The following is a 24,969-nucleotide window of genomic DNA, read 5'->3' on the forward strand; positions in this document are numbered from 1 at the left end:
GATTGTCCGCAAGAGCGCGTCCTGCGGCAATGACCGTAACTGCCAGGAATGATGACAGACCTGCCGTGGCTATGACTCCACTACGGGCGCCACCTGTTATTTCTGACAGTTGACTGCCAACCGGCATCAAGTGGATAAGTAGGGTTGTCCAACTGAGTCATGGGCAAACTCACTATGACCCGCGCCAACACTCCGGCCATCACGGTATATGATCCGCGCGGGCTGAGCGTGCGCGGTGTGGCGTATCACCGTCGGGACACCTCCTCGACACCGCAGCCTTGCATCACTCAGCAGGAGTATGACGGCTCCGGTCGCGCTGTTCTCAGTCGTGATCCACGCCTGTTCCGTTTACATCAAGACGGCCTGACAGCGGCCAATCAGCAAAACGTGTTCAGTCTGTCGGGCGCTGTTGTCCTTTCGCAAAACAGCGATGCCGGCCGGCGCCTGGGATTGCTCGGTGCGCACGGGCAAAGTGTTGAGGGCTGGGATCAGAAGCTAAGCCAGAGCCGCGTGGACCATGACCCTCAGTGCCGCCCGATCGCTACGTTCGAGCGCGCATGGCAAGGATCGGAACGCTGCGTCGCACGGTTCACCTATGCCGATAACCACGCTGATGTCGACCACAACCTGCGCGGTCAGTTGATTCGGCAAGACGATACCACCGGCACCCTGTTCTTCAGCGAGTTCAGTCTGAACACTACGCTGCTGCAGCACAGCCGCACCTTCATCGCCGACCCGCAATGGCCGGTGGACTGGCCCGAGTCAGTGCCTGAACGCGACGCCTTGCTGGAGAACGAGCCAGCCATCACTCGCCTGCATTGCAACGCCGCCAGCGAACCCGTCAGCCAGACCGACGCATTGGGCAACCGGCAGACGTTCATTCATACCTGTGCAGGCGAATTGCGTGAGGTTCGTCTGAACCTTGCCGGACAGGCCGATGTAACGGCACTGGTCCAGGACATTCAGTACAACGCCTTCGGCCAGATCGAACAACAACGCGCGGGAAACGGCGTTGTTTCATGTGCGACTTATCGGCCCGACGACGGCCGACTGGAACACCTGAAAGCCTATGTAACAGGTCAACCAGCCCTGCAGGATCTGACTTATGAATATGACGCAGTGGGCAATATCACCAGCATCACCGACGCCGCTGAAGCGACTCACTATCATCGCAATCAACGCATCGAGCCAGTTAATCGCTATCGCTACGACAGTCTCTACCGCCTGATCGAGGCCAGTGGCCGGCAATTGCGCAACGCGCCGGGTGGACCACAGCTACCGGATTTCCAGTCCACCATCGATCCCGGACAACTGGAAAATTACACACGTATCTACACCTATGATGAGGCCGGCAACCTGAAGCTCATACAGCATCAGGCTGACAGCGCCAGCCGAACCGAACGCACGGCTGTCGCCCGGTTCAGCAATCGCAGCCTGCCCGAAAAAGCCAATGGCGAGCTGCCCGACGAACAGGAAATTGCTATCGGCCATGACCTGAACGGCAACCGTACCGGGCTGCAACCGGGGCAATCCCTGCAATGGGATCTGCGCAACCAACTGCGGCAGGTCGATCAGGTGGAGCGTGAAGATGAACCAAACGATTGCGAGTTTTATGTGTACGACGGCAGTGGCCAGCGTCAGCGAAAAATCCGTCAGGCCTACACCGGTAAATTGATCCGCACTCACGAAACCCGTTACTTGCCGGGTGTGGAAGTGCGTACTTCTGCCAATGAGACGCTCCACGTCGTGACGATCAAGGCCGGACGCAGCACGGTGCAAATCCTGCACTGGCAGACTGAACCGCCAGCCGGCATTACCCAAGACCAGCATCGCTACGGTTTTACCGATCATTTGGGTTCCTGCGCCCTGGAACTGGACGAAGCGGCCTTGCTCATCTCCCGGGAAAGTTACTACCCCTTCGGTGGAACCTGCTGGTGGGCCGGGCGCAACAAACTTGAAGCCGGCTACAAGACGCTGCGCTATTCAGGTCAAGAACGGGATGCCACCGGGTTGTACTACTACGGGTTGCGCTACTACGTACCCTGGTGCCAACGCTGGCTCAACGCGGACCCGGCGGGAGTTGCCGATGGGTTGAACCTGTATGCCATGGTGCATGGCAATCCGATGGGACATGTGGATTTGCAGGGGCTGATCACTGTAGGTGAAGTGTTTAACGCGGCTGGCGCAACGTTTGCGCGTGATGGACTGAGTGCCTTGGCGGGTGGGGCCGCCAGGTATTTTGCGGCACAAGCACTGACGCAATGGGCAACACCGTCTGACGATGCAGACGGTCAAGCCGTAGACCCCGGCTCCAACCTCGCCTTGACCGTGACAGGCGCAGTGGTGGGTACATTGGCCGGCGGATCGATGGGGATGGGTGCAGGCAGCAATATAGTCTCCCGTTACAGCAACAGCCGTACCGCGCAAAGGATCGGGGCGGGTATTGGTGGTTTGTTGGGTGCAGCAGCGGGCGCAGCGGCTCCCCTTTATTCATATCTGAATAACCCCGGGGCATTGAATGTTGTAGCCATCAGCATCATCAGCAGTGTGCCAGGGGCGCTGGCAAGGGAAACCGGGCAACGAGTCTCCGCAGAACTCGGTCCCAGGCTCACTCTCGCCCCGTCCGGCGTTGCGACTACCCTGCGCACAGGCGCCTACGGGGTGTTGCTGTTTAGCGGCGGCGCCATTCGAGCGGAGTTCCCTGCTGTTGCCGGGGTAGCCATCAGTGCTGTCGTCGAAGGGCTTGATGGGGTATCCATCGTCAGTATCAATGTGTTGCGTGGAGGAACCTATGCATCAGGTACCAACCAACCATCCATGCCACGTTTCTGGGAGTTGATGTATGGCTGGTCTACGCGCACGGCCGGGTCAGGCTTGACCACCTCACTGACGCTTATGTTCAACCCGCTGACCAGCGCGATCGAAAACGTCAATTTGCGGATGGGCACCGTCGCAGCAATGGCAGCGCCCACTGAAGCCAGGACGTATTTGGGGCAACATGTGCAGCGCGGCACTGCCGCGCTGTTCAGATACGACGATGCGAACTTCACGCTGGACAACTTCACCCAACCGAACAGGGAGTGGACGGGGCACCCGGACATGTTCACAGGTAACGGTATTGAAATGATAACGTTCAGACGCCCTGATTCCCCTTCGCATTAACTCGCCGGCGGTGTCTCCCCCAACGGCACCACCGCCATGGTCAGCCGCGACACGCAACTGGCCTTGCCCTCATCGCTGGTCAGCCGAATGTCCCAGACATGGGTGGTGCGACCGATGTGGATCGGCTTGGCCACCGCCGTCACTCGCCCGCTGCGCAGGCCACGCAAATGGTTGGCATTGATTTCCAGGCCCACGCAATAGAACTTGCTGGAATCGATGCACAGATAGCTGGCCATCGAGCCGACCGTTTCGGCCAGCACCACCGAGGCACCGCCATGCAGCAAGCCGTAAGGCTGATGGGTGCGGTGATCGATGACCATGCTGGCGGTCAGGGACTCATCGTCGAAAGCCTCGAAACGGATGTCCAGCACTTCGCCGATGGTGTTTTTCTGGAATGCGTTCATTTGCTCGATGTTGGGGGTGGTGCGCCACAGGCTCATCGCAGAGTTTCCTTGTTGGTCTTGTTCATGAATCAATCCTGCCACAGCACCGCTTCGCTGCGCTCGCTCCATTCTTCAAAGCGCTCCCCGTAAGCCGCTTCGATCACGTTGCGCTTGATCTTCAGGGTCGGGGTGAGAAAACCGTTTTCCACGGCCCAACTGTCCTTGACCACCACCAGGCGCCGCAGCTGCTCATGTTTGTCGAGGGTGCCGTTGACCTCTTCCAGCAGCTTTTCCAGGCTGGAATGCAAGCCGGCGCGCGCGGTTCCACCGGCATCCTGCTGGCCGACGGCCGACAACACGCACAAACCCAGCGGTGCGCTCAAGCCATCGCCCACCACGCAGACCTGTTCGATGCGCGAATGCACGGCCAGACGATTTTCAATCGGTGCCGGCGCCACGTATTTGCCTTTGCTGGTCTTGAAGATTTCCTTCAGGCGACCGGTCAGGCGCAGATTGCCTTCGGCGTCCTCCTCGCCCTTGTCGCCGGTGCGCAGGAAGCCGTCCTCGGTAAGGGTGTCGGCGGTTTTTTCCGGTTCCTTGAAATAGCCGAGCATGGTTGCGCCACTGCGCACCATGACCTCCCCTGTCTCGGCGATCCGCACCTCGACTTCCGGGCACGGCTTGCCGATCCAGCCCGGCTTGTTCTGGCCCGGCATGCAGATGTGGGAATAGCCGCAGCTTTCAGTCATGCCGTAGACCTCCAGCACATCCAGCCCCAGTTTGCGGTACCACAGCAACAGGGTCTGCGGTACCGGCGCAGCGCCGGACAGCGCAATGCGCAACGCATCGAGCCCCAATCCGGCGAGGACTTTATGCCCGACCCGCTTGCCGATGAACGGCAGGCCGAGCAGGAAGTCGAGGCGTTTTGCCGGGATCTTGCTGTACACGCCCATCTGGAACTTGGTCCAGATGCGCGGCACGCCAAACAGTGCGGTCGGGCGTGCGCGTTGCAGGTCGGTGAGAAAGGTATCCAGGCTCTCGGCGAAAAACACCGTTTGGCCGGTATAGATCGACGCCAGTTCGACGAACATCCGTTCGGCAACGTGACACAACGGCAGGTAGGACAACAGGCGGTCCGACTCATTGAGGCCGAACAGCGAAGTGCCGTGTGTAGTGGCGAACCCCAGGTTGCCAAAGCTGTGCATCACGCCTTTGGGCATGCCCGTGGTGCCGGAGGTGTAAATGATGGTTGCCAGTTGATCGGCGGCCGGTTTGGGATCGTCCTGGATCGGCGAACTGCGTTGCAGGTCGGCCCAGCTGAAATCGAAGGTGCCCGGCGGATGCAGGGGCAGGCTGATGGTCGGCAGGTCGGGGCTGACGCCACGGGACATGCCTGGCCAGTCGTCGAGTTTGCCGATGAACGCCAGCACCGCTTCCGAGTGTTCAAGTACCTGGGAAACCGATTCGGCGGTGAGGTTGGGGTACAACGGCACCGACACATGCCCGGCCATCCAGATCGCCAGGTCGGCAATGATCCAGTGCGCACAGTTCTTCGAGATCAGGGCGATATGGCTGCCCTGCGGCAGTTCTCGCGCACGCAACCAATGGGCCGCACAGCGGGCCTGGTGACCGACGTCCGCCCAGGTCAACGTCTCGACCTGGCCACCTGCGACAGGCTGGACCAGAAACCGCTGGCGGGGATGACGGGCCTCACGCTCGTAGAAAACGTCCAGTGGCAAACGAAACGCAGCAGACATGACTCGCTCCTGTTTTTTGGTCTGGAGCAAGCGTAGTCAACCAAGCAAGTGCTTGGTTGACTATTTCATTCAAAAATTTTCGGGTTGTGACGTCCCACAGAAAAGCGGCGTTACGGATGCTTGATGCTGTCGAGCGTCATCGAACCGACCAGCAGTTCATCGCCCTTGAGTTCGGCCAGCCCGGCGGTGCTGACTCGCTCCGGGGGATATCCGGCACCATGTTGCAGGTAGCTCAGCAAGTTACCCACCAGTGGGTTGTGGCTGACCAGCAGGACTTCACTGACGGAAACCAGTTGCTCGGCGACCTTGTCCGGGTCGGAGTCCGGGGTCAGCCATTCGACGGTGCGGATTTCCGGTTCGAACCCCAGTGTTTCGCGCACCAGCTGCGCCGTCTGCTGCGCTCGCATGTAAGGGCTGGCATAGATCGCTGTCAGCGGCTGGCCCACCAGGTTGGCGGCGGCGCGCAGCACTTCTTTGCGGCCGTTGGCAGTCAGTTCCCGCTCCGAATCGTGAGGTTTGGAACCATGTGGTTCGGCTTCCCCATGACGCAATACCCAGAGTTTCATAGCTTGGGTTCCTCATCTCGAGCCGGATGCGGTGCCGGTGCCACGGCATGCGGCGCTTCACCTTCCGGTGTACGCGGCGTTGGCCAATCGGCGAACGGCCAAGGCTTCTGGTCGCTGTGAAAGCTGCCGAAACGGCCGATCTGCGCCAGAAACTGGCTCAGGCTGTCGCCGAAATTCATCAGGCTGGCGCTCGGGGCGCCATAGAACAAACGATAGATCAACTGCACCAGCACGACGGCGCCGAGGATGAACTGCGCCACTTGCCACACCAGCACGAAGACAATCATCCACAACACGCGCAGCAGGATGGATTCGTAACTGGCTTCTACTTTTGGATCGTTCATGTGCAACTCCCTGCTTTATGGCAAGCGTGATTAGTTGAAACCACTGGTGGAAATGAAGTCGACGTCGGTTTTCGGCTCACCACGCATCAAAAGGCCGATGACCTGCTCCAGCGTGCGGCCTTCGAACAGGATCGCGTGCAGCCCGGCGACCAGCGGCATGTACACGCCAACCTCCTGGGCCTTGGCCTTGAGCACTTTAAGGGTGTTGACCCCTTCGGCGACTTCGCCCAGGCGCGTGACGGCCTCGTCCAGGCTCAGGCCCTGGCCGAGGGCGAAGCCGACCTGATAGTTGCGGCTCTTGGGCGACGAACAGGTCACAATCAGATCGCCCACGCCCGCCAGCCCCAGGAAGGTCATCGGGTTGGCGCCCTGGTTCACCGCGAAGCGGGTCATTTCCGCCAGAGCCCGGGTGATCAGCATGCTCTTGGTATTTTCCCCCATGCCCATTGCCACCGCCATGCCGGCGATGATCGCGTAGACGTTTTTCAACGCCCCGCCCAACTCCACGCCGAAACGGTCGGCGCTGGCGTAGACACGAAAGGTGCGCCCGTGCAGCGCGGCCTGAACCTGCTGGCACAGTTCTTCGTCTTCACTGGCGACCACCGTGGCGGTCAGTGCATGTTCGGCGATTTCACGGGCCAGGTTCGGCCCGGACAACACGCCGATGCGCGCTTGCGGAGCGATCTCTTCGAGAATCTCGCTCATCAACTTGAACGTGTGGGCTTCAATACCCTTGGTCAGGCTCACCAGCAATTTGCCGGTCAAGCGTTCGGCGTACGGCACCAGCACCGAGCGCAGTGCGCTGGAGGGCAGTGCGACAAAACACAGGTCACAGGCGTCCAGGGTGGCTTGCAGGTCGGTGACTGCGGTCACACCCGGCAAAATCCTGATGCCTTTGAGGTAACGCGGGTTTTCGCGATTGACCCGAATGGCCTCGGCCTGTTCGGGGTCACGCATCCACTGAAGGACCTGATGCCCGTTCTCGGCCAGCAGATTAGCCACGGCGGTTCCAAAACTTCCGCCTCCCAGGACCGCAATCGGGCGCTGTTCAGTCATATGCAATCCGTTAATCCATACCAGTGGCGATGTCAGCATTATACGGGGCAGCCCATCGGCGGCCAGCCCCGACATCAAATACAGGCAGCCGTAGGAAGAAGACCAATAAAACCTGAGAAAATGCAGACATCGTGAATGGAAAAGTCATTCGGCTCGGTTAACATGCGCGCCTTCAATCACTGACAGGGATGTGTTGTGACTCCGGGTGTTCCTTCACCGCGCTCGCCACTGGTAATGGCGCTGATTTTCAGCTCGCCATTGCTGGCCGACGACTTGTTCCTGGACAGCGAACCGCTGCCGCAAGTGCTCACGGCCACGCGCCTGAAGCAGTCGCCGGCTGCCGTTCCGGGAAGCATGACGGTCATCGACAGTGCCCTGATCCACGCCAGTGGTGCCCGCGACATCAGCGAACTGCTGCGTCTGGTGCCGGGGATGATGGTCGGCAACATCAACGGCAATCAGGCGGCGGTGAATTACCACGGCACCAATGCGACTGAAGCGCGGCGCATGCAAGTGCTGATCGACGGACGCTCGGTGTATCGCGCCGGCCTGGCCACCGTGGATTGGAGTGACATTCCAGTAGCCATGGAAGACATCGAGCGCATCGAAGTCTTTCGCGGGCCCAATACCGTCAGCTACGGCGCCAATGCGCTGATGGCGGTGGTCAATATCATTACCCGGCGACCGGCCGACAGTCACGGTACGCGCATGAAGGTCACCCAGGGCCAACGCGGCATCAACGACTTTTACGCCAGCCAGGGCATGGGCTGGGAGGACGGTGACTTGCGTCTATCCCTGTCCGGCCAACAAGACGACGGCTTCGACACCGACCGAACCGGTGCCGCCTACCATGACAGTCGTCGCCTCGATCGCTTCAACCTTGCCGTCAGCCAGAGCCTCGACGAACGGCAAAGCCTCGATTGGCAGTTGAATGCCAAGGACGGTACCAACCAGCGTCCCTATACCTACCGGCCAGTGTTCCCGGGGATTACCCGCGCGGGCGACAACTCCGACGTCACCGCCAAGGATTACGCCGGGTCATTGCGCTGGAATCTGGACATCAATCCCGACCACAGCCTTTATATCCAGGGATCGGCCCAACACTGGGATCGCCAGCAAACCTGGCGCGCCTGTGACGCGGAGGCTTCGTTCAGCCCGCAGCTGACCGAGCTTTGGCAATTGAACCCGAACTACACCGAACGCCTGGCCCGCAACATCACGCGCTTCATCGGTCCAGGTGCACCGGCCGGCACACCCGTCGAGCAGGCACTGGCCAACCAGGTTCTCGATCAATGGCGCAATGGCGCGAACCAGACCCTTTGCGGCGACATCGACCAGAGCACCCGCGAATCACGCTACGACCTCGAACTTCAGGACACTCTAAGCCTTGCCGATAACCTGCGGCTGGTCAGCGGGATAAACTATCGTTACGACCGGGCGGATTCCGAAACCTACTTCAATGGCACTTTAGATGACACGACCTGGCGGGCATTTGGCCAGCTCGAGTGGCGTGCCACCGAGCACTGGCTGCTGCAGGGCGGAGCCATGTTCGAGGACACCCGGTTGATCGGCAGCTCGCTGACACCTCGCATGGCGGTCAACTACCTGATCAACCCGCGCCACGGCTTGCGCGCTGTGTACTCCGAGGCCGTCCGTTCGCCGGACATGTTCGAGAACAACGTCAACTGGAGTTATCAGGTCACCAAACTCAGTCCCGGTGCCTTTGGCCAGTCCAGCGCCCGCTATTTCGTCAAGACCCGTGGCCCCGGCGACCTCGATCAAGAGCACATGCGCTCCCGGGAACTGGGCTACAACGGCTACTTTCCCGAACCGGGACTGGCGATCGACGTTAAGTTGTTCCACGACGAAATCACCGGCATGATCAGTGAACCGCTGCGCAACAATCAGTACATCGCCAGCAATGCCAACGAGGCGCGATTTACCGGCGCCGAAACCCAGCTCGACTGGCGTGTCGGCAGCCTCGATCGCTTGCGACTGACCTATGCCTATGTCGATGCCGACACCAGCAATCCGCTGGATGCCAGGCAGACTGCACACAACAGTGGTTCGGCCGGGTGGCTGCGCGATTGGAGCCGGGGCTGGAGCAGTGCTCTGTTCTACTATGGCGATGACGCCCTCAATGGCTACCGCTTCGAGCGGGTCGATTCGCGCATCGCCAAACGTTTTGCCCTGGGCAAGGCCAGTCTGGAGCTGGCTGGAGTGCTCCAGCAACGGCTGGACAATCAGCCAACCACCTTCATCGACAACAATTATGAGCAGCGCCACGTAATGTATTTCAGCGCGGAGCTGGAGCTTTAAGATGCCGTATCGTCCGGCGTGGAGAGCGCCGACCCTGGGTCGGCTGCTGGTCATGCTTTGCCTGCTGACAAACGGCATGCTGGGCAGCCTGGCGAGTAATGCGGCCGACATTTTGCTCACGGGAGCCGAAGACAGCCCCGGTGTGCGGGCGTTTACTCAGGCCCTGAGGGAGCTGCGACCGAGCGACAACGTACGGTTCCAGACGCTGGCCAGTTTGCCGCCTCCTGACAAGCTTGCGCAAAACATCCGCTTGATACTGCTCGACCTGCCCGGCCTCGACTGGCGCCTGCAGGACACCCGGGGCCCGGCGACACTGGTGTTGCGCATCAGCCGCCTGCAAGCCCGGCAACGCTTGAACAACACGCTGCCTGCGCGCCTTTGCCTGCTATGGAGCGATCCACCACTGGACCGCCAGTTGCGCCTGACCCGTACCCTGTTGCCGCAAGCCAGACGCATCGGCGTGCTCTACGACAACCACAGTGAATTCCTGTTGAATGAGTTGCGCCAGGCCGCCTTGCCCTTGGGTCTTGAGGTGGTTACCCAGCGCTGGGACAACATTCACGACAGTCGTCCGTTACAGGCCTTGCTGAAAAACAGCGACGTGTTGCTGGGCCTGGACGATGCCGACCTGTACAACCCGCAAACCGCAAAGAATCTGCTGCTGAGCAGCTACTCGCAGCAAGTGGCGCTGATCGGACCGAACGCCGGATTCGTCAAGGCCGGGAGTCTGGCCAGCACTTACAGCGATCAGAGCGATTGGCTGGCGATCCTCAACGAATTGCTCGACCGGCCACCGGCCACCTGGCCGCGTACGCACTACCCCGACCGATTCAAGGTCGCAAGCAATCCACAGGTGGCGCGCTCATTGGGCATTGAACAGATAGACGAAGCGTCTGTCGCCACGTTGCTGGCTGAAGGAGAACGCCATCCATGAGCTTGCGCCGCCGCTGGGACATCAACACTCGCACCCAACTCATCAGCCTCGGCCCTGCATTGCTGCTGACCTTGTTGCTGATCAGTTTCTTCACGTTCGTGCGCATCCAGGATCTGCGTCAGGAAATCACCCACACCGGCCAGTTGATCGCCAATCAACTGGCCCCGGCCACCGAATATGGCGTGATTTCGGGCAACAGCGAAGTGCTTGAAACCTTGCTCAAGGCGACGCTGGCCACGCCTAATGTGAGCTTTCTGGAAATCCAGGACAGCGCCAACCGGGTTCTGGTGTACGTCGAACAACCGAGCGAACACCACAATCGCGCGCAACAGCTCGAAGTGTTCCAGGCACCGATACGGCTCCAGCGAATCGCCTTGCACAATGATTTTTTCCAGAGCAGCAAAACCGCCAGCGCGGCCCCCACCGAAGACTATCTCGGCCGGGTGATCGTCGGGCTGTCCAACGATGCCTTCAGCCGGCGTCAGCAGGAAATCGTGCTCAAGGCCGCCATCCTGGCGCTGTTTGCCCTGCTGTTTACCTTCCTCGTTGCCCGGCGTCTGGCGGGCAGCCTGTCGCGCCCGATCCGTGATATCGGCAATGCGGTCAAGGCGATCCAGGGCGGCGACTACAAAAAACCGCTGCCCATTGTCGACGACACCGAGCTGGGGGCGCTCTCGCAACACATCAACAACCTCGCCAGCGGCCTCGAACAGGCCAGCCGCGAACAACACCAGGCCATGGCGCAGTTGATCCAGACCCGTGAAGAAGCGGAAAAGGCCAACAACGCCAAATCCGACTTCCTCGCCATGATGAGCCATGAACTGCGCACACCAATGAATGGTGTACTGGGCATGCTGCAATTGCTGGAAACCACCGACATGACCGAGGAACAGGTGGAGTACGCGGCACTGGCCTCGGAATCCACCGAGCACTTGCTCAAGGTCATCAACGACATCCTGGACTTTTCCCGGATCGAACGTTCGGAGCTGGAACTGGAGCACATTGCGTTCAACCTCGCCGACCTGATCGGCAGTTGCGCCCAGTCGTTCCAGCACAGCGCCGCACAACGCGGTCTGGACCTGCAACTGATGATCCCCGACGACATGCGCGGCTTGCAGGTCAAGGGTGACCCGACGCGTATCCGGCAGATCCTGGTCAACCTGGTCGGCAATGCACTGAAGTTCACCGAGCAGGGCCGTGTCACCATCGCGGCTCAGTGGCAGTCTCTGGACCACGAGTTGCTATGGTTCACCTGCACCGTGCGCGACAGTGGCATCGGCATCCCGGCACAAAGCCTGGAAATGATGTTCGACGCTTTCCAGCAGGCCGACAGTTCCATTTCAAGACGCTACGGCGGCACCGGACTGGGCCTGCCGATTGCCCGCACGCTCGCCGAACGCATGGGTGGCACCTTGCGCGCGCAGAGTGAGGAAGGCCGCGGTTCGGTGTTCACCCTGGAAATTCCCCTGGCCCTGCACCAGCAGACACAGCCTCCGTTGGCCCCACGCGCACAAACACGCAACAGCGACGGCGAAGGGCGCAATGTGCTGCTGGTCGAAGACAACCCGGTCAACCAGACAGTCATCGAAGCCATGTTGCGCAGCCTGGGCTTCAAGGTCAGCGTCGCGACTGACGGCGCGCAGGCGGTACGCAGTGCCGAGAGCCTGATTTTCGAAGCGATCCTGATGGATTGCCGCTTGCCGATCATCGATGGCTATGAAGCCACCCGGCAGATCCGCCAGTTGCCCGGTTGCACCGACCTGCCGATCATTGCCTTGACCGCCAATGCCTTGCAGGGCGATCGCGAAGCCTGCCTGTCGGCGGGAATGAACGATTACCTGGCCAAGCCATTCAAACGGACTGATCTGCAGCAAATTCTGCAACGTTGGGTGCAGTAGTACAGGCCTTTCGACCATCTGCGACTGGCGTGAAAGGCGAAAGTGCGGCAGTCTTAGGCACCTCGACAAGCCCGCAAAGGGGCTTGAATAATAATTTCAGTGCACAAGTGTACATTCATGTCCTTGTTGCTGTGACTTTCACCACAACGCAATAGTCTATGAGTAGGCTGCCGGTTCGAGGCATGAACGCTTCGATCGGCCGGGAAGATTTGCCCCACCTGCCGCATGGGACTATTGAGGAGCTCGCATGACCAAACAAAACGCCTTTACCCGGGAAGACCTGCTGCGCTGCAGTCGCGGTGAGCTGTTCGGCCCAGGTAACGCGCAACTGCCCGCCCCGAACATGCTGATGGTTGACCGCATCACCCTGATCAGCGAAGAAGGTGGCAAGTACGGCAAAGGTGAATTGGTCGCCGAGCTGGATATCACTCCGGACCTGTGGTTCTTTGCCTGCCATTTCGAAGGCGATCCGGTGATGCCGGGCTGCCTGGGCCTCGATGCCATGTGGCAACTGGTCGGCTTCTTCCTCGGCTGGCAAGGCCTGCCGGGCCGCGGCCGTGCGCTGGGTTCGGGCGAGGTGAAATTCTTCGGCCAGGTCCTGCCGACCGCCAAGAAAGTCACCTATAACATTCATATCAAGCGCGTCCTCAAGGGCAAGCTGAACCTGGCCATCGCCGACGGTTCGGTCACTGTCGACGGGCGCGAAATCTACACCGCCGAAGGCCTCCGGGTCGGCGTGTTCACCTCCACTGACAACTTCTAAGGGTTATCCGCATGCGCCGCGTCGTTATCACTGGTCTGGGCATCGTTTCTTGCCTGGGCAATGACAAAGAGACCGTCTCCGCTAACCTGCGTGCAAGCCGCCCTGGCATCCGGTTCAACCCGGAATATGCCGAAATGGGTCTGCGTAGCCAGGTTTCCGGCTCCATTGACCTCAACCTTGAAGAGCTGATCGATCGCAAGATCTATCGCTTCGTCGGCCACGCGGCAGCTTATGCCTACCTGGCCATGAAAGACGCCATCACCGATTCGGGCCTGACCGAAGAGCAGGTGTCCAACCCGCGTACCGGCCTGATCGCCGGTTCCGGTGGCGCATCGACCCTGAACCAGATGGAAGCGCTGGACATCCTGCGCGAAAAAGGCGTCAAGCGCGTCGGCCCATACCGCGTAACGCGGACCATGAGCAGCACCGTTTCCGCTTGCCTGGCCACTCCGTTCAAGATCAAGGGCCTGAACTACTCCATCGCTTCTGCCTGCGCCACCAGTGCTCACTGCATCGGTACCGCCATGGAACAGATCCAGATGGGCAAGCAGGACATCGTCTTCGCCGGTGGCGGTGAAGAAGAGCACTGGAGCCAGTCGTTCCTGTTCGACGCCATGGGCGCCCTGTCCAGCAAGCGCAACGACACTCCGGAAAAGGCCTCCCGTGCCTACGACGCCGACCGTGACGGTTTCGTCATCGCTGGCGGTGGCGGCATGGTCGTGGTTGAAGAGCTGGAACACGCTCTGGCCCGTGGCGCGAAGATCTACGCGGAAATCGTCGGCTACGGCGCGACTTCCGACGGCTACGACATGGTTGCCCCGAGCGGCGAAGGCGCGATCCGCTGCATGCAGCAGGCGCTGTCCACCGTCGACACTCCGATCGACTACCTGAACACCCACGGCACTTCGACCCCGGTCGGCGACGTCGCGGAAATGAAAGGTGTGCGTGAAGTGTTCGGCGACAAGGCTCCGGCCATCAGCTCCACCAAGAGCCTGTCGGGTCACTCCCTGGGCGCCGCCGGCGTTCACGAAGCGATCTACTGCATGCTGATGATGGAAGGCAACTTCATTGCCGGCTCCGCCAACATCGACGAGCTGGACCCTGAAGTGGCCGATCTGCCGGTGCTGACCAAGACCCGCGAAAACGCCACCATCAACACCGTGATGAGCAACAGCTTCGGTTTCGGTGGCACCAACGCCACGCTGGTACTGAAGCGCTGGGAAGGCAAGTAATTTCCCGCTGCTGAGCCGCACATGAAAACGCCCCGACTGGTTCGGGGCGTTTTTTTTGCCTTGAGAAAACCTCGAAGCAAACACAAAACCTGTGGGAGCTGGCTTGCCAGCGATGACGTCGGCACGGCCAACATCAGCGTCACCTGACCCATCGCTATCGCTGGCAAGCCAGCTCCCACAGGGACGGTGTTTTGCCCGCAGATTTTCGGCAGAAAGATGAAACGTTTGTCATGAAACTTACCACCCTGCGACCGAATGTCGCGTGCTAGACGGGCTACAGGACTTTATTCAAATCTGCAAAAGACTGTTGCCAAATCGAGGAGTTTACTTAGCAAGCTAACAAAACCTATAACAGAGGCCTGCACACGCCTTGCTGCAGATAACAGAGATTGGAGCTAGCAGATGACTGTAAAAGTAACTGAACGCGACGATTCACACATGTCCCATGAAGGCGTAGCCGCCGGTGTACGGATCTGGGATGTGCATCAACAAGACTTGCTGGTCGGCATGTTCCACAACGAAATCGATGCCCACAACTACAAGGCCGAACTGGAACTGCAAGAACAACAACGGGATTTACGATCCGCCTGATCCTGCCACAGCATTGAAAACGACAAACCCCGCCATGAGCGGGGTTTGTCGTTGTTGCTGCGGCTAACGGCTTACCACATCAAATCGTCAGGGATCTGGTAGGCCGCGTATGGATCGTCCTCGGTGCTGACCTCTTCGGTCTTCACGTTCATCTGCACGATGCGTTGCGGATCGCGCTCCTGAATCTTCAGCGCCGCTTCACGCGGGATCACTTCATAGCCGCCGGCGTGATGCACGATGGCCAGCGAACCGTTGCTGAGCTTGTTGCGCATCAGGGTGTTGACCGAGAGACGTTTGACCTTCTTGTCGTCGACGAAGTTGTAGTAGTCCTCGGTCGTCAACTTCGGCAGGCGCGTGGCTTCGATCAATTGCTTGATCTGCGCGACACGGGCCTTGGCCTCGGCCTTTTCCTGCTGCTGGCGGTTGAGTTCCTGGTCGCGCTTGACCTTCTCGGCCATGGCTTCCTGTGCCGCGCGCTGCTGCGAGTCATCCAGTTCGATCTGACCTTTGTGGGCCAGACGTTGTTGCTTCTGCTTGTCTTTGCTGACCTGCTTGGCCTGCTTCTGGTTGACCAGCCCTGCTTTGAGCAACTGGTCGCGAAGGGAAATGCTCATGGTGCTTATTACTCACTTAGGCCACTGCTCAACCGCAGCTGGGCAAATTCTTTTCCTGACGTTTGGCTTCGCCCCACAAGGCGTCCAACTCTTCGAGGGTGCAATCTTCCATGGGACGACGGGTGTCGCGCAATGCCTGTTCGATAAAACGAAAGCGTCGTTCAAACTTGCCATTGGCACCACGCAGCGCGGTTTCCGGGTCGACCTTGAGATGCCGCGCCAGATTGACCACGGAAAACAGCAGGTCGCCGATCTCGTCGGCCACGGCTTCGGGATCGTTTTCCGACATGGCTTCGAGGACCTCATCGAGCTCCTCACGCACTTTATCGAGCACCGGCAAGGCGTCCGGCCAGTCGAAGCCGACCTGCCCTGCGCGCTTTTGCAACTTGGCCGAACGGGACAACGCCGGCAGTGCGGCCGGAACATCATCGAGCAACGACAATTGTTCGGGTGCCGAAGATTTCTCCGCGCGCTCCTCGGCCTTGATCTCTTCCCAGCGCTGCTTGACCTGTTCCTCGCTCAGACGAGGGACATCCAGCGGTGCGTACAGGTCACCAGTGGGGAACACGTGGGGATGACGGCGGATCAGCTTGCGGGTGATGCTGTCGATCACGCCGGCGAACTCGAAGCGCCCCTCCTCCCGGGCCAACTGGCTGTAATACACCACCTGGAACAGCAGATCGCCCAGCTCACCCTGCACGTGATCGAAGTCGCCGCGTTCGATGGCGTCGGCAACTTCGTAGGCTTCTTCAAGGGTGTGCGGGACGATAGTGGCCCAGGTTTGCTTGATGTCCCACGGGCAACCGTACTGCGGGTCGCGCAGGCGGCTCATCAGGTGCAATAAATCTTCAAGGCTATACATCGATCAATTTCTGCCCGCTCTCTGTAGGAGCGAGCTCGCTCGCGAAGAACCTGAGGACGGCGCGTTTAACCAGGTTGCACGCGTCATCGTTAACGTCCATCGCGAGCAAGCTTGCTCCTACATGTCTTATGGTGTCCGGTTACGCCGGGTTTCGATGATGTTCGGCAACTGCGAAATCCGCCCCAGCAAGCGACCCAATGCATCCAGTCCCGGAATCTCGATGGTCAGGGACATCAACGCGGTGTTGTCCTCCTTGTTCGAGCGGGTATTGACCGCCAGCACGTTGATCCGCTCGTTGAGCAGCACCTGCGAAACGTCACGCAGCAGACCCGAACGGTCATAGGCACGGATAACGATGTCCACCGGATAGGTGAGCACCGGTACCGGCCCCCAACTGACCTGGATGATTCGCTCCGGCTCGCGCCCGGACAGTTGCAGCACCGAGGCGCAGTCCTGGCGGTGAATGCTGACGCCGCGGCCCTGGGTGATGTAACCGACGATTGCATCGCCCGGCAACGGCTGGCAGCAGCCAGCCATCTGGGTCATCAGGTTGCCTACACCCTGGATCTGGATATCGCCGCGCTTGCCCGGCTTGTAGCCGGTGGCTTTACGCGGAATCAGTTCCAGCTGTTCGTTGCCGCGTTCCGGCTCGACCAGTTGCTGCGCCAGGTTGACCAGTTGCGCCAGGCGCAAATCGCCGGCACCGAGGGCGGCGAACAGGTCTTCGGCGGTTTTCATGTTGGCCTTGTCGGCCAGCTTGTCGAAATCCACCACGGGCAGACCGAGGCGATTGAGCTCGCGCTCAAGCAGCGTTTTACCGGCCGCGACGTTCTGGTCACGAGCCTGCAACTTGAACCAATGAACGATCTTCGCCCGTGCCCGCGACGTCGTGACGTACCCAAGGTTCGGGTTCAGCCAGTCACGGCTCGGGGTACCGTGCTTGCTGGTGATGATCTCGACCTGTTCACCGGTTTGCAGGCTGTAGTTGAGCGGCACGATGCGCCCGTTGATCTTGGCGCCACGGCAGTTGTGACCGATTTCGGTGTGTACGCGGTAAGCGAAGTCCAGCGGCGTCGCGCCCTTCGGCAAGTCGATGGCGTGACCGTCCGGGGTGAAGATGTAGACCCGGTCAGGCTCGATATCGACCCGCAGCTGTTCCGCCAGGCCACCGATGTCGCCCAGCTCTTCGTGCCATTCGAGCACCTGACGCAGCCAGGAGATTTTCTCTTCGTAGTGATTGGAACCGGACTTGACGTCGGTGCCCTTGTAGCGCCAGTGCGCGCACACGCCTAGCTCGGCTTCCTCATGCATCGCGTGAGTGCGGATCTGCACTTCCAGCACCTTGCCCTCGGGCCCGATCACCGCTGTATGCAGCGAGCGATAGCCGTTTTCCTTGGGGTTGGCGATGTAGTCGTCAAACTCTTTCGGGATGTGTCGCCACAGGGTATGGACGATGCCAAGCGCGGTGTAGCAATCGCGCATTTCCGGCACCAGCACGCGAACCGCACGCACGTCGTAGATCTGGCTGAACTCCAGACCCTTGCGCTGCATTTTGCGCCAGATCGAATAGATGTGTTTAGCCCGGCCGCTGATGTCGGCATCGACGCCGGTGGCCTGCAATTCGTTTTTCAGCTGGCTCATCACGTCGCTGATGAAGCGCTCGCGATCCAGTCGCCGCTCATGCAGCAACTTGGCGATCTGCTTGTACTGGTCCGGCTCCAGGTAACGGAAGGACAAGTCCTCCAGCTCCCACTTGATGTGACCGATACCCAGGCGATGGGCCAATGGCGCATAGATGTCGAAGACTTCACGGGCCACGCGGTTGCGCTTTTCGTCGTCGGCGGTTTTCACCGCACGGATTGCGCAAGTGCGTTCGGCCAGCTTGATCAGGGCGACGCGAACGTCGTCGACCATGGCCACCAGCATCTTGCGCAGGTTTTCAACCTGGCCCTGGGTGCCCAGCACCAGGGATTTACGCGGGCTCAGGCTGTCGCTGATCGCGGCCATGCGCTGCACGCCGTCGATGAGCTTGGCCACCACCGGACCGAAGCGCTGGCTGACAGCCGGCAACTTGATCTGGCCTTCGCGCACGCCTCGATACAGGATCGCGGCGACCAAAGAGTCCTGATCCAGCTTGAGATCGGCGAGGATCTCGGCGATCTCAAGCCCGGTACGAAAAGTCGAGTTACCTTCCGACCACAGATTCTGTGCCGCATTGGCTTGTTGTTCGGCCTCGCGAGCATACTCGCAGGCCTCCTTCAAGGCTTCGCGATCCAGTGCCAGATCGACACTCACCGCGTGATCGAGCCAAGCCTCGAGATTGATACTGCCGTCGGTGTTGATCGGCTGGTGTGCTCTCACCTGTACCATCTTGCTTACCTTCCCTACGACGCAGATTCAATGCGTCAAATCGCTGACCTTCGTTGCCCGTGCACCCACGTCGGGCTGGTGCGCGGCTGCACGGGCGGGCCAGTCGGACCAGACGAGCATCCTAGCTCGCTTCAAATAACGCCATGGCCTCGACATGTGCCGTTTGAGGAAACATATCGAGAATCCCGGCACGTTTTAACCGGTAGCCCTGCTTGATCAATTCGACCGTGTCGCGCGCCAGAGTCGCCGGGTTGCACGACACGTACACCAACCGTTCGGCACCCAGGGTCTTGAGCTTGCGCACAACCTCGAAAGCACCGTCGCGCGGTGGGTCCAAGAGTACCGCACAAAAGCCTTCGGCGGCCCATTCAGCGTCCGTCAAAGGCTGGGATAAATCGGCCTGAAAAAACTTCGTGTTATGCAGATTATTGCTAACGGCATTCGCCGCTGCCCGGTCGACCATCACCTGTACGCCTTCCACCGCCACCACTTCGCGAGCGGCTTTGGCCAGCGGCAAGGCAAAGTTGCCCAGGCCACAGAACAGGTCGAGTACACGTTCATCCGCTGTCGGCTTCAGCCAGTCCAGCGCCTGAGCAACCATCGCTTCGTTGACGCCGGCGTTGACCTGGATGAAATCCCCGGGACGATACGCCAGTTCCAGATCCCACCGTTCAAGACGATAGCCCAACGACTGACCGGCCTCGACCGGCTGCGGTTCACCGTCGCCATGCAGCCACAACTGGGCTTCGTGGAACGCGCAGAAATCCTTGAGGATCGTCAGGTCGGCGTCGGACAACGGCGCCATGTGCCGCAGCAAAACCGCCAGCGTCGAACCGCTGAACAACTCCACATGCCCGAGTGCCTGAGGTTTGCTCAGGCGCCGCAACATCTCCGGCAGACGGCTCATGATCGGTTGCAAGGGCTGTACCAGCACCGGGCAATCATCGATGGCGACGATGTCCTGGCTGCCAGCGGCACGGAACCCGACTTCGAGTTTCTTCGCCTTCATGTCCCAGCGCACCGCCACACGGGCGCGACGTCGGTAAGCGAATTCCGCACCGCTCAAAGGCGCCGCCCACTCTTCGGGTTCGACGCCCGCGACCTTCGCCAACTGCTCGGCGAGCATGCGCTGTTTCAGGGCAAGTTGTTCGTTGTGCGGCAAATGCTGCACGCTGCAACCGCCGCAACGGCCGGCATGGGCGCACGGTGCCGGGCGGCGCAAATCGTTGGCCGTGAACACCCGTTCGGTCCGCGCCTCGACCACTTTGCCGTGGGCACCGAGCACCCGCGCCTCGATTTCTTCGCCGGCCAATGCGCCGATGACGAACCAGGTGCGACCTTCGAAAAACGCGATGCCGCGACCGTCATTGGCCAGGCGCTCGATGGTCAGGCGCTGCTTTTTGCCGGTCGGGATTTGCGGGGCCTTGCTGCCGCCGGTGGGCTGGAAGCGCAGGCCTCTTTCATGCTTGGCCATCAGTTGGGCGCATCGAAAATGCCGGTCGACAGGTATCGGTCGCCGCGGTCGCAAATGATCGCGACGATCACCGCGTTTTCAACTTCCCGGGACAGGCGCAGCATCGCTGCCACCGCACCGCCCGACGACACGCCGCAGAAGATGCCTTCCTCGCGAGCCAGGCGACGGGTCACGTCTTCGGCTTCGCTTTGGGCCATATCGACAATGCGGTCCACGCGATCGGCCTGGTAGATCTTCGGCAGGTATTCCTGGGGCCAGCGACGGATGCCCGGGATCGCCGAACCTTCCATGGGTTGCAGACCGATGATCTGCACGTTGTCGTTCTGCTCTTTCAAGTAGCGCGACACGCCCATGATGGTACCGGTGGTGCCCATGGAACTGACGAAATGGGTGATGGTGCCTTCGGTCTGGCGCCAGATTTCCGGGCCGGTGCCGGTGTAGTGCGCCTCGGGGTTGTCCCCGTTGGCGAACTGATCCAGCACCTTGCCGCGACCTTCGGCTTCCATTTTCTGCGCGAGGTCACGGGCACCTTCCATGCCCTGCTCCTGGCTGACCAGAATCAGCTCGGCGCCATAGGCCGTCATGGCCGCCTTGCGTTCGGCGCTGGAGTTGTCCGGCATGATCAGGATCATCTTGTAACCCTTGATCGCAGCGGCCATGGCCAGGGCGATCCCGGTGTTGCCCGAGGTCGCTTCGATCAGCGTATCGCCGGCGTGGATCTGCCCGCGCAGTTCGGCGCGGGTGATCATCGACAGCGCCGGACGGTCCTTGACCGAACCCGCCGGGTTGTTCCCTTCGAGCTTGAGCAATAGGGTATTGCTGGTGGCGCCGGGCAGGCGCTGCAAACGGACCAGCGGAGTGTTGCCGACGCAATCGGCGATGGTTGGGTACTGCAAGGTCATGGCGTATTCGCAATCCAGACTGCGGGGGCGACTATCATACCGGCAAACGTTCGCAGGCCATATCACGCAAAGTGTGGTGCTTATGGTTTATGGGAATAAGGGCGGATTCGGCGAGGAATGGGAGGGTCTGGTCGCAGCCTTCCGACCCGCCTTGAAAAACGCGGGGTAAGAAATCGCTGTCAGAAAACGCAATTTTCTGTAGGAAAATAGAATGAGTTCATCGGAAGTTTCCTGCACCTCATAAAGACATGCATGAACTAGTGCGCTCCCGAAGCAGCAGATAATCTTTTTCAATGCTCAGTCAAACAAGATGTCTGCCCGGGCATAGGCTGCCGGGCAACGCAGCAACTCGTTTACGATGCCTACGCCTTAAAGTTTTTCCAAGCTGGATTTATATCAAGGAAGAATACAAATGAAGACTTTACTTGCCCTACCCTTCGCCGCTCTGATGCTTGCGACCGGCCAAGTTTCTGCTGCATGCATTTACATTCAAAACACTTATAGCGGAATTGTGCCTGCCAACTCTGAGGTTATCGTACAAGGCCCTTTCACCATCACTGGCGCAAATGGATGCCGACAAGCAAATATCACTTCTACCATTACGGCCTTGGGAGTGGGCTCCCCTCCGGGCCTTGTAATTGAAAAACTGGATGGCTCAACCTGGAAGCACGTTGACGGAGGCAATCGCAGCACTGCTTCGACACTTGGGCCACTAGGTACATATAGGGTTCGTCATGTAAATGATAATAACGTGGCCAGAGGATATTCCGGCACTACGCGTTATGGTCGATAAACAGTAAGTCTGCCAATGCCCGCCTGCTCCATGGCGGGCATTGGCAGGTCAGGCTTGGATGCTGACCGAAAGGTCACTTTGAGCCGAGTTCGCAAAATAAGAGAGCGCTCCCAAGACATGGTTCGCTTGAATCAAGCCCTTGGTTATTCTATGAAAACCTTCCGCGTGCGTTTCACCATCCGCCAGCCTTTCTTCAAGCATCTGATTGAACATGGCTATTGCATTGAATTTAACATCCGTTCCCGTTGGACGACCAGTTTCATCATAGGCCCTCCTGCCGGAAGTAAAAAAATGCGCCACATCGTGGCCTAACAGGCCGTGCTCAAAAAGCAAAGACCCTGCCATTGCAAGTTCATAGGTACTGACTGACGTGAAATCATACCCCTTCAATGAGTTTTTCAGCTCTTCAAGTGAAAGCTTGCCATTTAGCTTTAGCGCATCAACGGCATCATCGACGTTCCCCTTTGTGTATCTGTTGGTTGTTTCGAGAGGATTCTTGACAAAATAGGCATCTGCCTTCATCGACAACGCCGGATAATTAACATTCATCAAACATCTCCTTGGCTTTTTTATTCTCAAGGTAGATATCGCCACCCAACTTTAAACCTTGAGAATTTTATCCAAAAAATGCCATGTGAAGATGTTGCGAATTGTCTCAAAACTACAATCTGAACATCGCCGGTTAAACCGGCGACGCATGAACCAACAACCGCATATTCATCCGCAACCCGCCCCCCGTGTTCTGCGCCCAAAGCTTTCCGCCCTGACGCTGCACCGCGTTCCTGGCGATGCTCAGACCCAGGCCAAACCCGCCGTCACCAGGTCGTGAGCCGTCGAGGCGCGTGAACGGCAGGAAGATCCGCTCTAGATCTGCTTCCTCGACACCGCCGCCCTGATCTTCCAGCCACAGGTGCCAGAAATCGCCATCACGCCGCCCGCCCAATTGGACAATGCCTTCGGCCGGCGAATGCCGAATTGCATTGCGCAGAATGTTTTCCAGTGCCTGGGCCAGGGTGTTGAGATGACCCCGCACCCAGCAGGATGCATCCACCGTGCATTGCAGCTGAGTATTGGGCCAGCCACTTTCATAGCAGGCATTCTCCGTGAGCATTTCCCACAGGGCCTGGATCTGGATCGCCTCGTCAGGCAACCGGGTACGTTCGGTGTCCAGCCATGCCAGTTGCAGCGTGTCTTCCACCAGGCGCTGCATGCCATCAACCTCACGGCCGATGCGTTCGCGCAATAACTCCAGTCCCTGCTCACTTTCACTGGCCACTCGCAGGCGACTCAAGGGCGTACGCAATTCGTGGGACAAGTCGCGCAGTAGTTGCTGCTGCAAGGCCACGGTGGTTTGCAGGCGTTCAGACATGTGATCGAAGGCCCTGCCCAACTCGCCCAGTTCATCCGATCGATTGGTGGTCCGGGTCGACAGCCGTACGCTCAGTTGATCGGCACGCCAGGCATTGGCCTGTTCACGCAGGCTGTTGAGCGGCACCACCAGCAAGCGGTACAGGCCGACGCACAGCAGCAAAGTGAACAACCCCGGAATCACGCCGTTGGTGATCACGCGCCAGAACACCCGGTAATGCCCCGGCACAAAACGCTTGGGCAGTTCGATCACCAGGCTGCCGGCGGACGGGTCTCCGGGAAAGGGTATGCGCATCCACGGCCGGCCTTTCTTGTGGATCGGCCAATCGAGGCCGCGCAAGAAAGTCAGGCGTTCGACTTCCTTGTCCGTCAGCGATCGGTTGCTCAGGGACTGCAAATCACCGCCGATGACACCGACCCAGCCGTTTTCCCGCTGATACATGCCTTGCAGCCAGTCATCGACACCCGCGCTCTGGCGCTGCTGCCACGCCTGTTCGGCTTCGGCGGCATAGCCTGTCAGGGTGCCGCGGGCTTCGTCCGAGAGGAACTGGTTGCGTTGCTCCATATAACGCCCCCAGGACCAACTGAGCCAGATCATCAACAAGCAGAACGCAACCAATAGGCAAGCAAGCTTCCAGAACAGCGAATGCCTGCCCGGCAAGTTACATTTCATCGGCGGCGCTCAGGATGTAACCCTTGCCCCATACCGTGCGCACTTCGCGCTCGGTGTAGCCAATGGCCTTGAGCTTGCGGCGGATCTGGCTGATGTGCATGTCCAGGCTGCGGTCATGGGTCGCGTAACCGCGCTGCAGCACCTGTTGATAAAGGAAGGCTTTACTCAATACTTCGTCGGCGCTGCGGTACAGCGTCTCCAGCAACCGATACTCGCTGCGGGTCAGGCCGCCGGCCTGTTCGCCATAAAAGACCTCGAAACTGTCGTCGTCGAAACGCAAGCTGTCCATCGAAGGGGCCGGCACTGCAAGTGCGGGTCGGCGGTCGAGGGCCACCCGCCGCAGAATGGCCTCGATGCGCACCCGCAACTCCATCATGCTGAAGGGCTTTGGCAGGTAATCATCGGCCCCCAGGCGAAAGCCGCTGATGCGATCGGCCTCGGCGCCGAGGGCCGACATCAGCAGCACCGGGGTGGAATGGCTCTGGCGCAATTGGGTCAGTACCGCCAGGCCGTCCATGCCCGGCAGCAGAATATCCATCAGCACCACATCGAAAGGTTGCCGCCGGGCAATGTCCAGGCCCTCCTGGCCGTTCTGGCACCAGGTCACCTGGAAGCCACTGCGGTCCAGGTGCTCATGGACGTAGGCGCCGAGCACAAGGTCGTCTTCGATGGACAGGATTCGGGGGAGGCCGGCAGTGATGGGAGTCATGATTATCTGCAAACAATTCTCAGTTGAGCCGATTATTCAAGATTGCCTCGCCATGGGCAACCCACGGTTTGTCCGTATCACCAACGAGCCACCCGGACCGACGAATGACGGCACCATTTTTACGAAGATTGCCCGCGAGCAAATCGCTACACTGCGCAAGTGACGCATGGCGGATGCACGTGCCGTTTTATAAATTGCG

Annotated in this window: 21 protein-coding genes; 8 read left to right on the plus strand and 13 right to left on the minus strand. The window is 59.7% G+C overall.

Annotated elements, in window-relative coordinates; genetic code table 11:
- The first annotated feature begins 159 nt into the window (after positions 1-159).
- On the plus strand, positions 160-3,162 hold the full coding sequence (locus tag ACEN8E_RS22535; protein ID WP_495589925.1) for an RHS repeat domain-containing protein: 3,003 nt from the start codon (positions 160-162) through the stop codon (positions 3,160-3,162).
- Here the strand turns inward: ACEN8E_RS22535 and ACEN8E_RS22540 are convergent.
- The 5 genes from ACEN8E_RS22540 to ACEN8E_RS22560 form a co-directional block, all read right to left on the minus strand.
- The gene (locus ACEN8E_RS22540; protein WP_495589926.1) at positions 3,159-3,602 is read right to left on the minus strand and encodes a hotdog fold thioesterase; all 444 of its coding nucleotides are present in this window, start codon (positions 3,600-3,602) and stop codon (positions 3,159-3,161) included. The two genes, ACEN8E_RS22535 and ACEN8E_RS22540, sit on opposite strands and share 4 nt — an antisense overlap.
- A 32-nt stretch (positions 3,603-3,634) precedes the next feature.
- Positions 3,635-5,302 carry an AMP-binding protein gene (locus ACEN8E_RS22545; protein WP_495589927.1) on the minus strand — a complete coding sequence of 556 codons (1,668 nt, stop codon included), beginning with the start codon at positions 5,300-5,302 and terminating at the stop codon, positions 3,635-3,637.
- Between the two features lie 110 nt (positions 5,303-5,412).
- Positions 5,413-5,868 carry a phosphohistidine phosphatase SixA gene (sixA, locus tag ACEN8E_RS22550; RefSeq protein ID WP_495589928.1) on the minus strand — a complete coding sequence of 152 codons (456 nt, stop codon included), beginning with the start codon at positions 5,866-5,868 and terminating at the stop codon, positions 5,413-5,415.
- Entirely contained in the window at positions 5,865-6,212 is a 348-nt protein-coding gene (locus ACEN8E_RS22555) for a DUF4389 domain-containing protein (protein WP_495589929.1), read from the minus strand. Before ACEN8E_RS22555 ends, sixA begins: the two co-directional genes overlap by 4 nt.
- A gap of 30 nt (positions 6,213-6,242) precedes the next feature.
- On the minus strand, positions 6,243-7,268 hold the full coding sequence (locus ACEN8E_RS22560; protein ID WP_413427753.1) for an NAD(P)H-dependent glycerol-3-phosphate dehydrogenase: 1,026 nt from the start codon (positions 7,266-7,268) through the stop codon (positions 6,243-6,245).
- A gap of 234 nt (positions 7,269-7,502) precedes the next feature.
- Here ACEN8E_RS22560 and ACEN8E_RS22565 point away from each other — a divergent pair, with 234 nt between their 5' ends.
- From ACEN8E_RS22565 to ACEN8E_RS22590, 6 genes are all read left to right on the plus strand, one after another.
- Positions 7,503-9,587, plus strand: coding sequence for a TonB-dependent receptor plug domain-containing protein (locus ACEN8E_RS22565; RefSeq protein ID WP_495593374.1), 2,085 nt, complete (start codon positions 7,503-7,505; stop codon positions 9,585-9,587).
- Between the two features lies 1 nt (position 9,588).
- Positions 9,589-10,521, plus strand: a complete 933-nt coding sequence (locus ACEN8E_RS22570; RefSeq protein ID WP_495589930.1) for an ABC transporter substrate-binding protein — start codon at positions 9,589-9,591, stop codon at positions 10,519-10,521.
- The gene (locus ACEN8E_RS22575) at positions 10,518-12,419 is read left to right on the plus strand and encodes an ATP-binding protein (protein WP_495589931.1); all 1,902 of its coding nucleotides are present in this window, start codon (positions 10,518-10,520) and stop codon (positions 12,417-12,419) included. Before ACEN8E_RS22570 ends, ACEN8E_RS22575 begins: the two co-directional genes overlap by 4 nt.
- Before the next feature lie 247 nt (positions 12,420-12,666).
- Entirely contained in the window at positions 12,667-13,182 is a 516-nt protein-coding gene (gene fabA, locus ACEN8E_RS22580) for a 3-hydroxyacyl-[acyl-carrier-protein] dehydratase FabA (RefSeq protein WP_003179264.1), read from the plus strand.
- Positions 13,183-13,193: 11 nt separating this feature from the next.
- Positions 13,194-14,414 (plus strand): beta-ketoacyl-ACP synthase I, encoded by a 1,221-nt coding sequence (fabB, locus tag ACEN8E_RS22585; RefSeq protein WP_007974551.1) that lies wholly within the window; start codon positions 13,194-13,196, stop codon positions 14,412-14,414.
- 402 nt (positions 14,415-14,816) lie between these two features.
- Positions 14,817-15,005, plus strand: coding sequence for a hypothetical protein (locus ACEN8E_RS22590; RefSeq protein WP_008016528.1), 189 nt, complete (start codon positions 14,817-14,819; stop codon positions 15,003-15,005).
- Between the two features lie 71 nt (positions 15,006-15,076).
- Here the strand turns inward: ACEN8E_RS22590 and ACEN8E_RS22595 are convergent, their stop codons facing one another.
- The 8 genes from ACEN8E_RS22595 to ACEN8E_RS22630 all read right to left on the minus strand — a co-directional run bounded on the left by ACEN8E_RS22595 (position 15,077) and on the right by ACEN8E_RS22630 (position 24,770).
- Positions 15,077-15,619 (minus strand): DUF2058 domain-containing protein, encoded by a 543-nt coding sequence (locus tag ACEN8E_RS22595; RefSeq protein ID WP_008016527.1) that lies wholly within the window; start codon positions 15,617-15,619, stop codon positions 15,077-15,079.
- A gap of 28 nt (positions 15,620-15,647) precedes the next feature.
- Positions 15,648-16,481, minus strand: a complete 834-nt coding sequence (mazG, locus tag ACEN8E_RS22600; protein ID WP_495589932.1) for a nucleoside triphosphate pyrophosphohydrolase — start codon at positions 16,479-16,481, stop codon at positions 15,648-15,650.
- Between the two features lie 126 nt (positions 16,482-16,607).
- Entirely contained in the window at positions 16,608-18,851 is a 2,244-nt protein-coding gene (gene relA / locus ACEN8E_RS22605; RefSeq protein ID WP_495589933.1) for a GTP diphosphokinase, read from the minus strand.
- Positions 18,852-18,972: 121 nt separating this feature from the next.
- Positions 18,973-20,325: a 23S rRNA (uracil(1939)-C(5))-methyltransferase RlmD gene (rlmD, locus tag ACEN8E_RS22610; RefSeq protein ID WP_495589934.1), complete on the minus strand. Its 1,353-nt coding sequence runs from the start codon at positions 20,323-20,325 to the stop codon at positions 18,973-18,975.
- Positions 20,325-21,227 carry a cysteine synthase CysM gene (gene cysM, locus ACEN8E_RS22615; RefSeq protein WP_495589935.1) on the minus strand — a complete coding sequence of 301 codons (903 nt, stop codon included), beginning with the start codon at positions 21,225-21,227 and terminating at the stop codon, positions 20,325-20,327. Before cysM ends, rlmD begins: the two co-directional genes overlap by 1 nt.
- A gap of 841 nt (positions 21,228-22,068) precedes the next feature.
- The gene (locus ACEN8E_RS22620; RefSeq protein WP_495589936.1) at positions 22,069-22,569 is read right to left on the minus strand and encodes a hypothetical protein; all 501 of its coding nucleotides are present in this window, start codon (positions 22,567-22,569) and stop codon (positions 22,069-22,071) included.
- Between the two features lie 133 nt (positions 22,570-22,702).
- Entirely contained in the window at positions 22,703-24,061 is a 1,359-nt protein-coding gene (locus ACEN8E_RS22625) for a sensor histidine kinase (protein WP_495589937.1), read from the minus strand.
- A complete protein-coding gene (locus ACEN8E_RS22630; protein WP_495589938.1) occupies positions 24,051-24,770 on the minus strand; it encodes a response regulator transcription factor in 720 nt (239 codons plus the stop codon). Before ACEN8E_RS22630 ends, ACEN8E_RS22625 begins: the two co-directional genes overlap by 11 nt.
- Here ACEN8E_RS22630 and ACEN8E_RS22635 point away from each other — a divergent pair.
- Positions 24,769-24,933, plus strand: a complete 165-nt coding sequence (locus ACEN8E_RS22635; protein WP_495589939.1) for a hypothetical protein — start codon at positions 24,769-24,771, stop codon at positions 24,931-24,933. The two genes, ACEN8E_RS22630 and ACEN8E_RS22635, sit on opposite strands and share 2 nt — an antisense overlap.
- Positions 24,934-24,969: the final 36 nt, after the last annotated feature.

The sequence above is a fragment of the Pseudomonas sp. Pseusp9 genome (assembly GCF_059491265.1).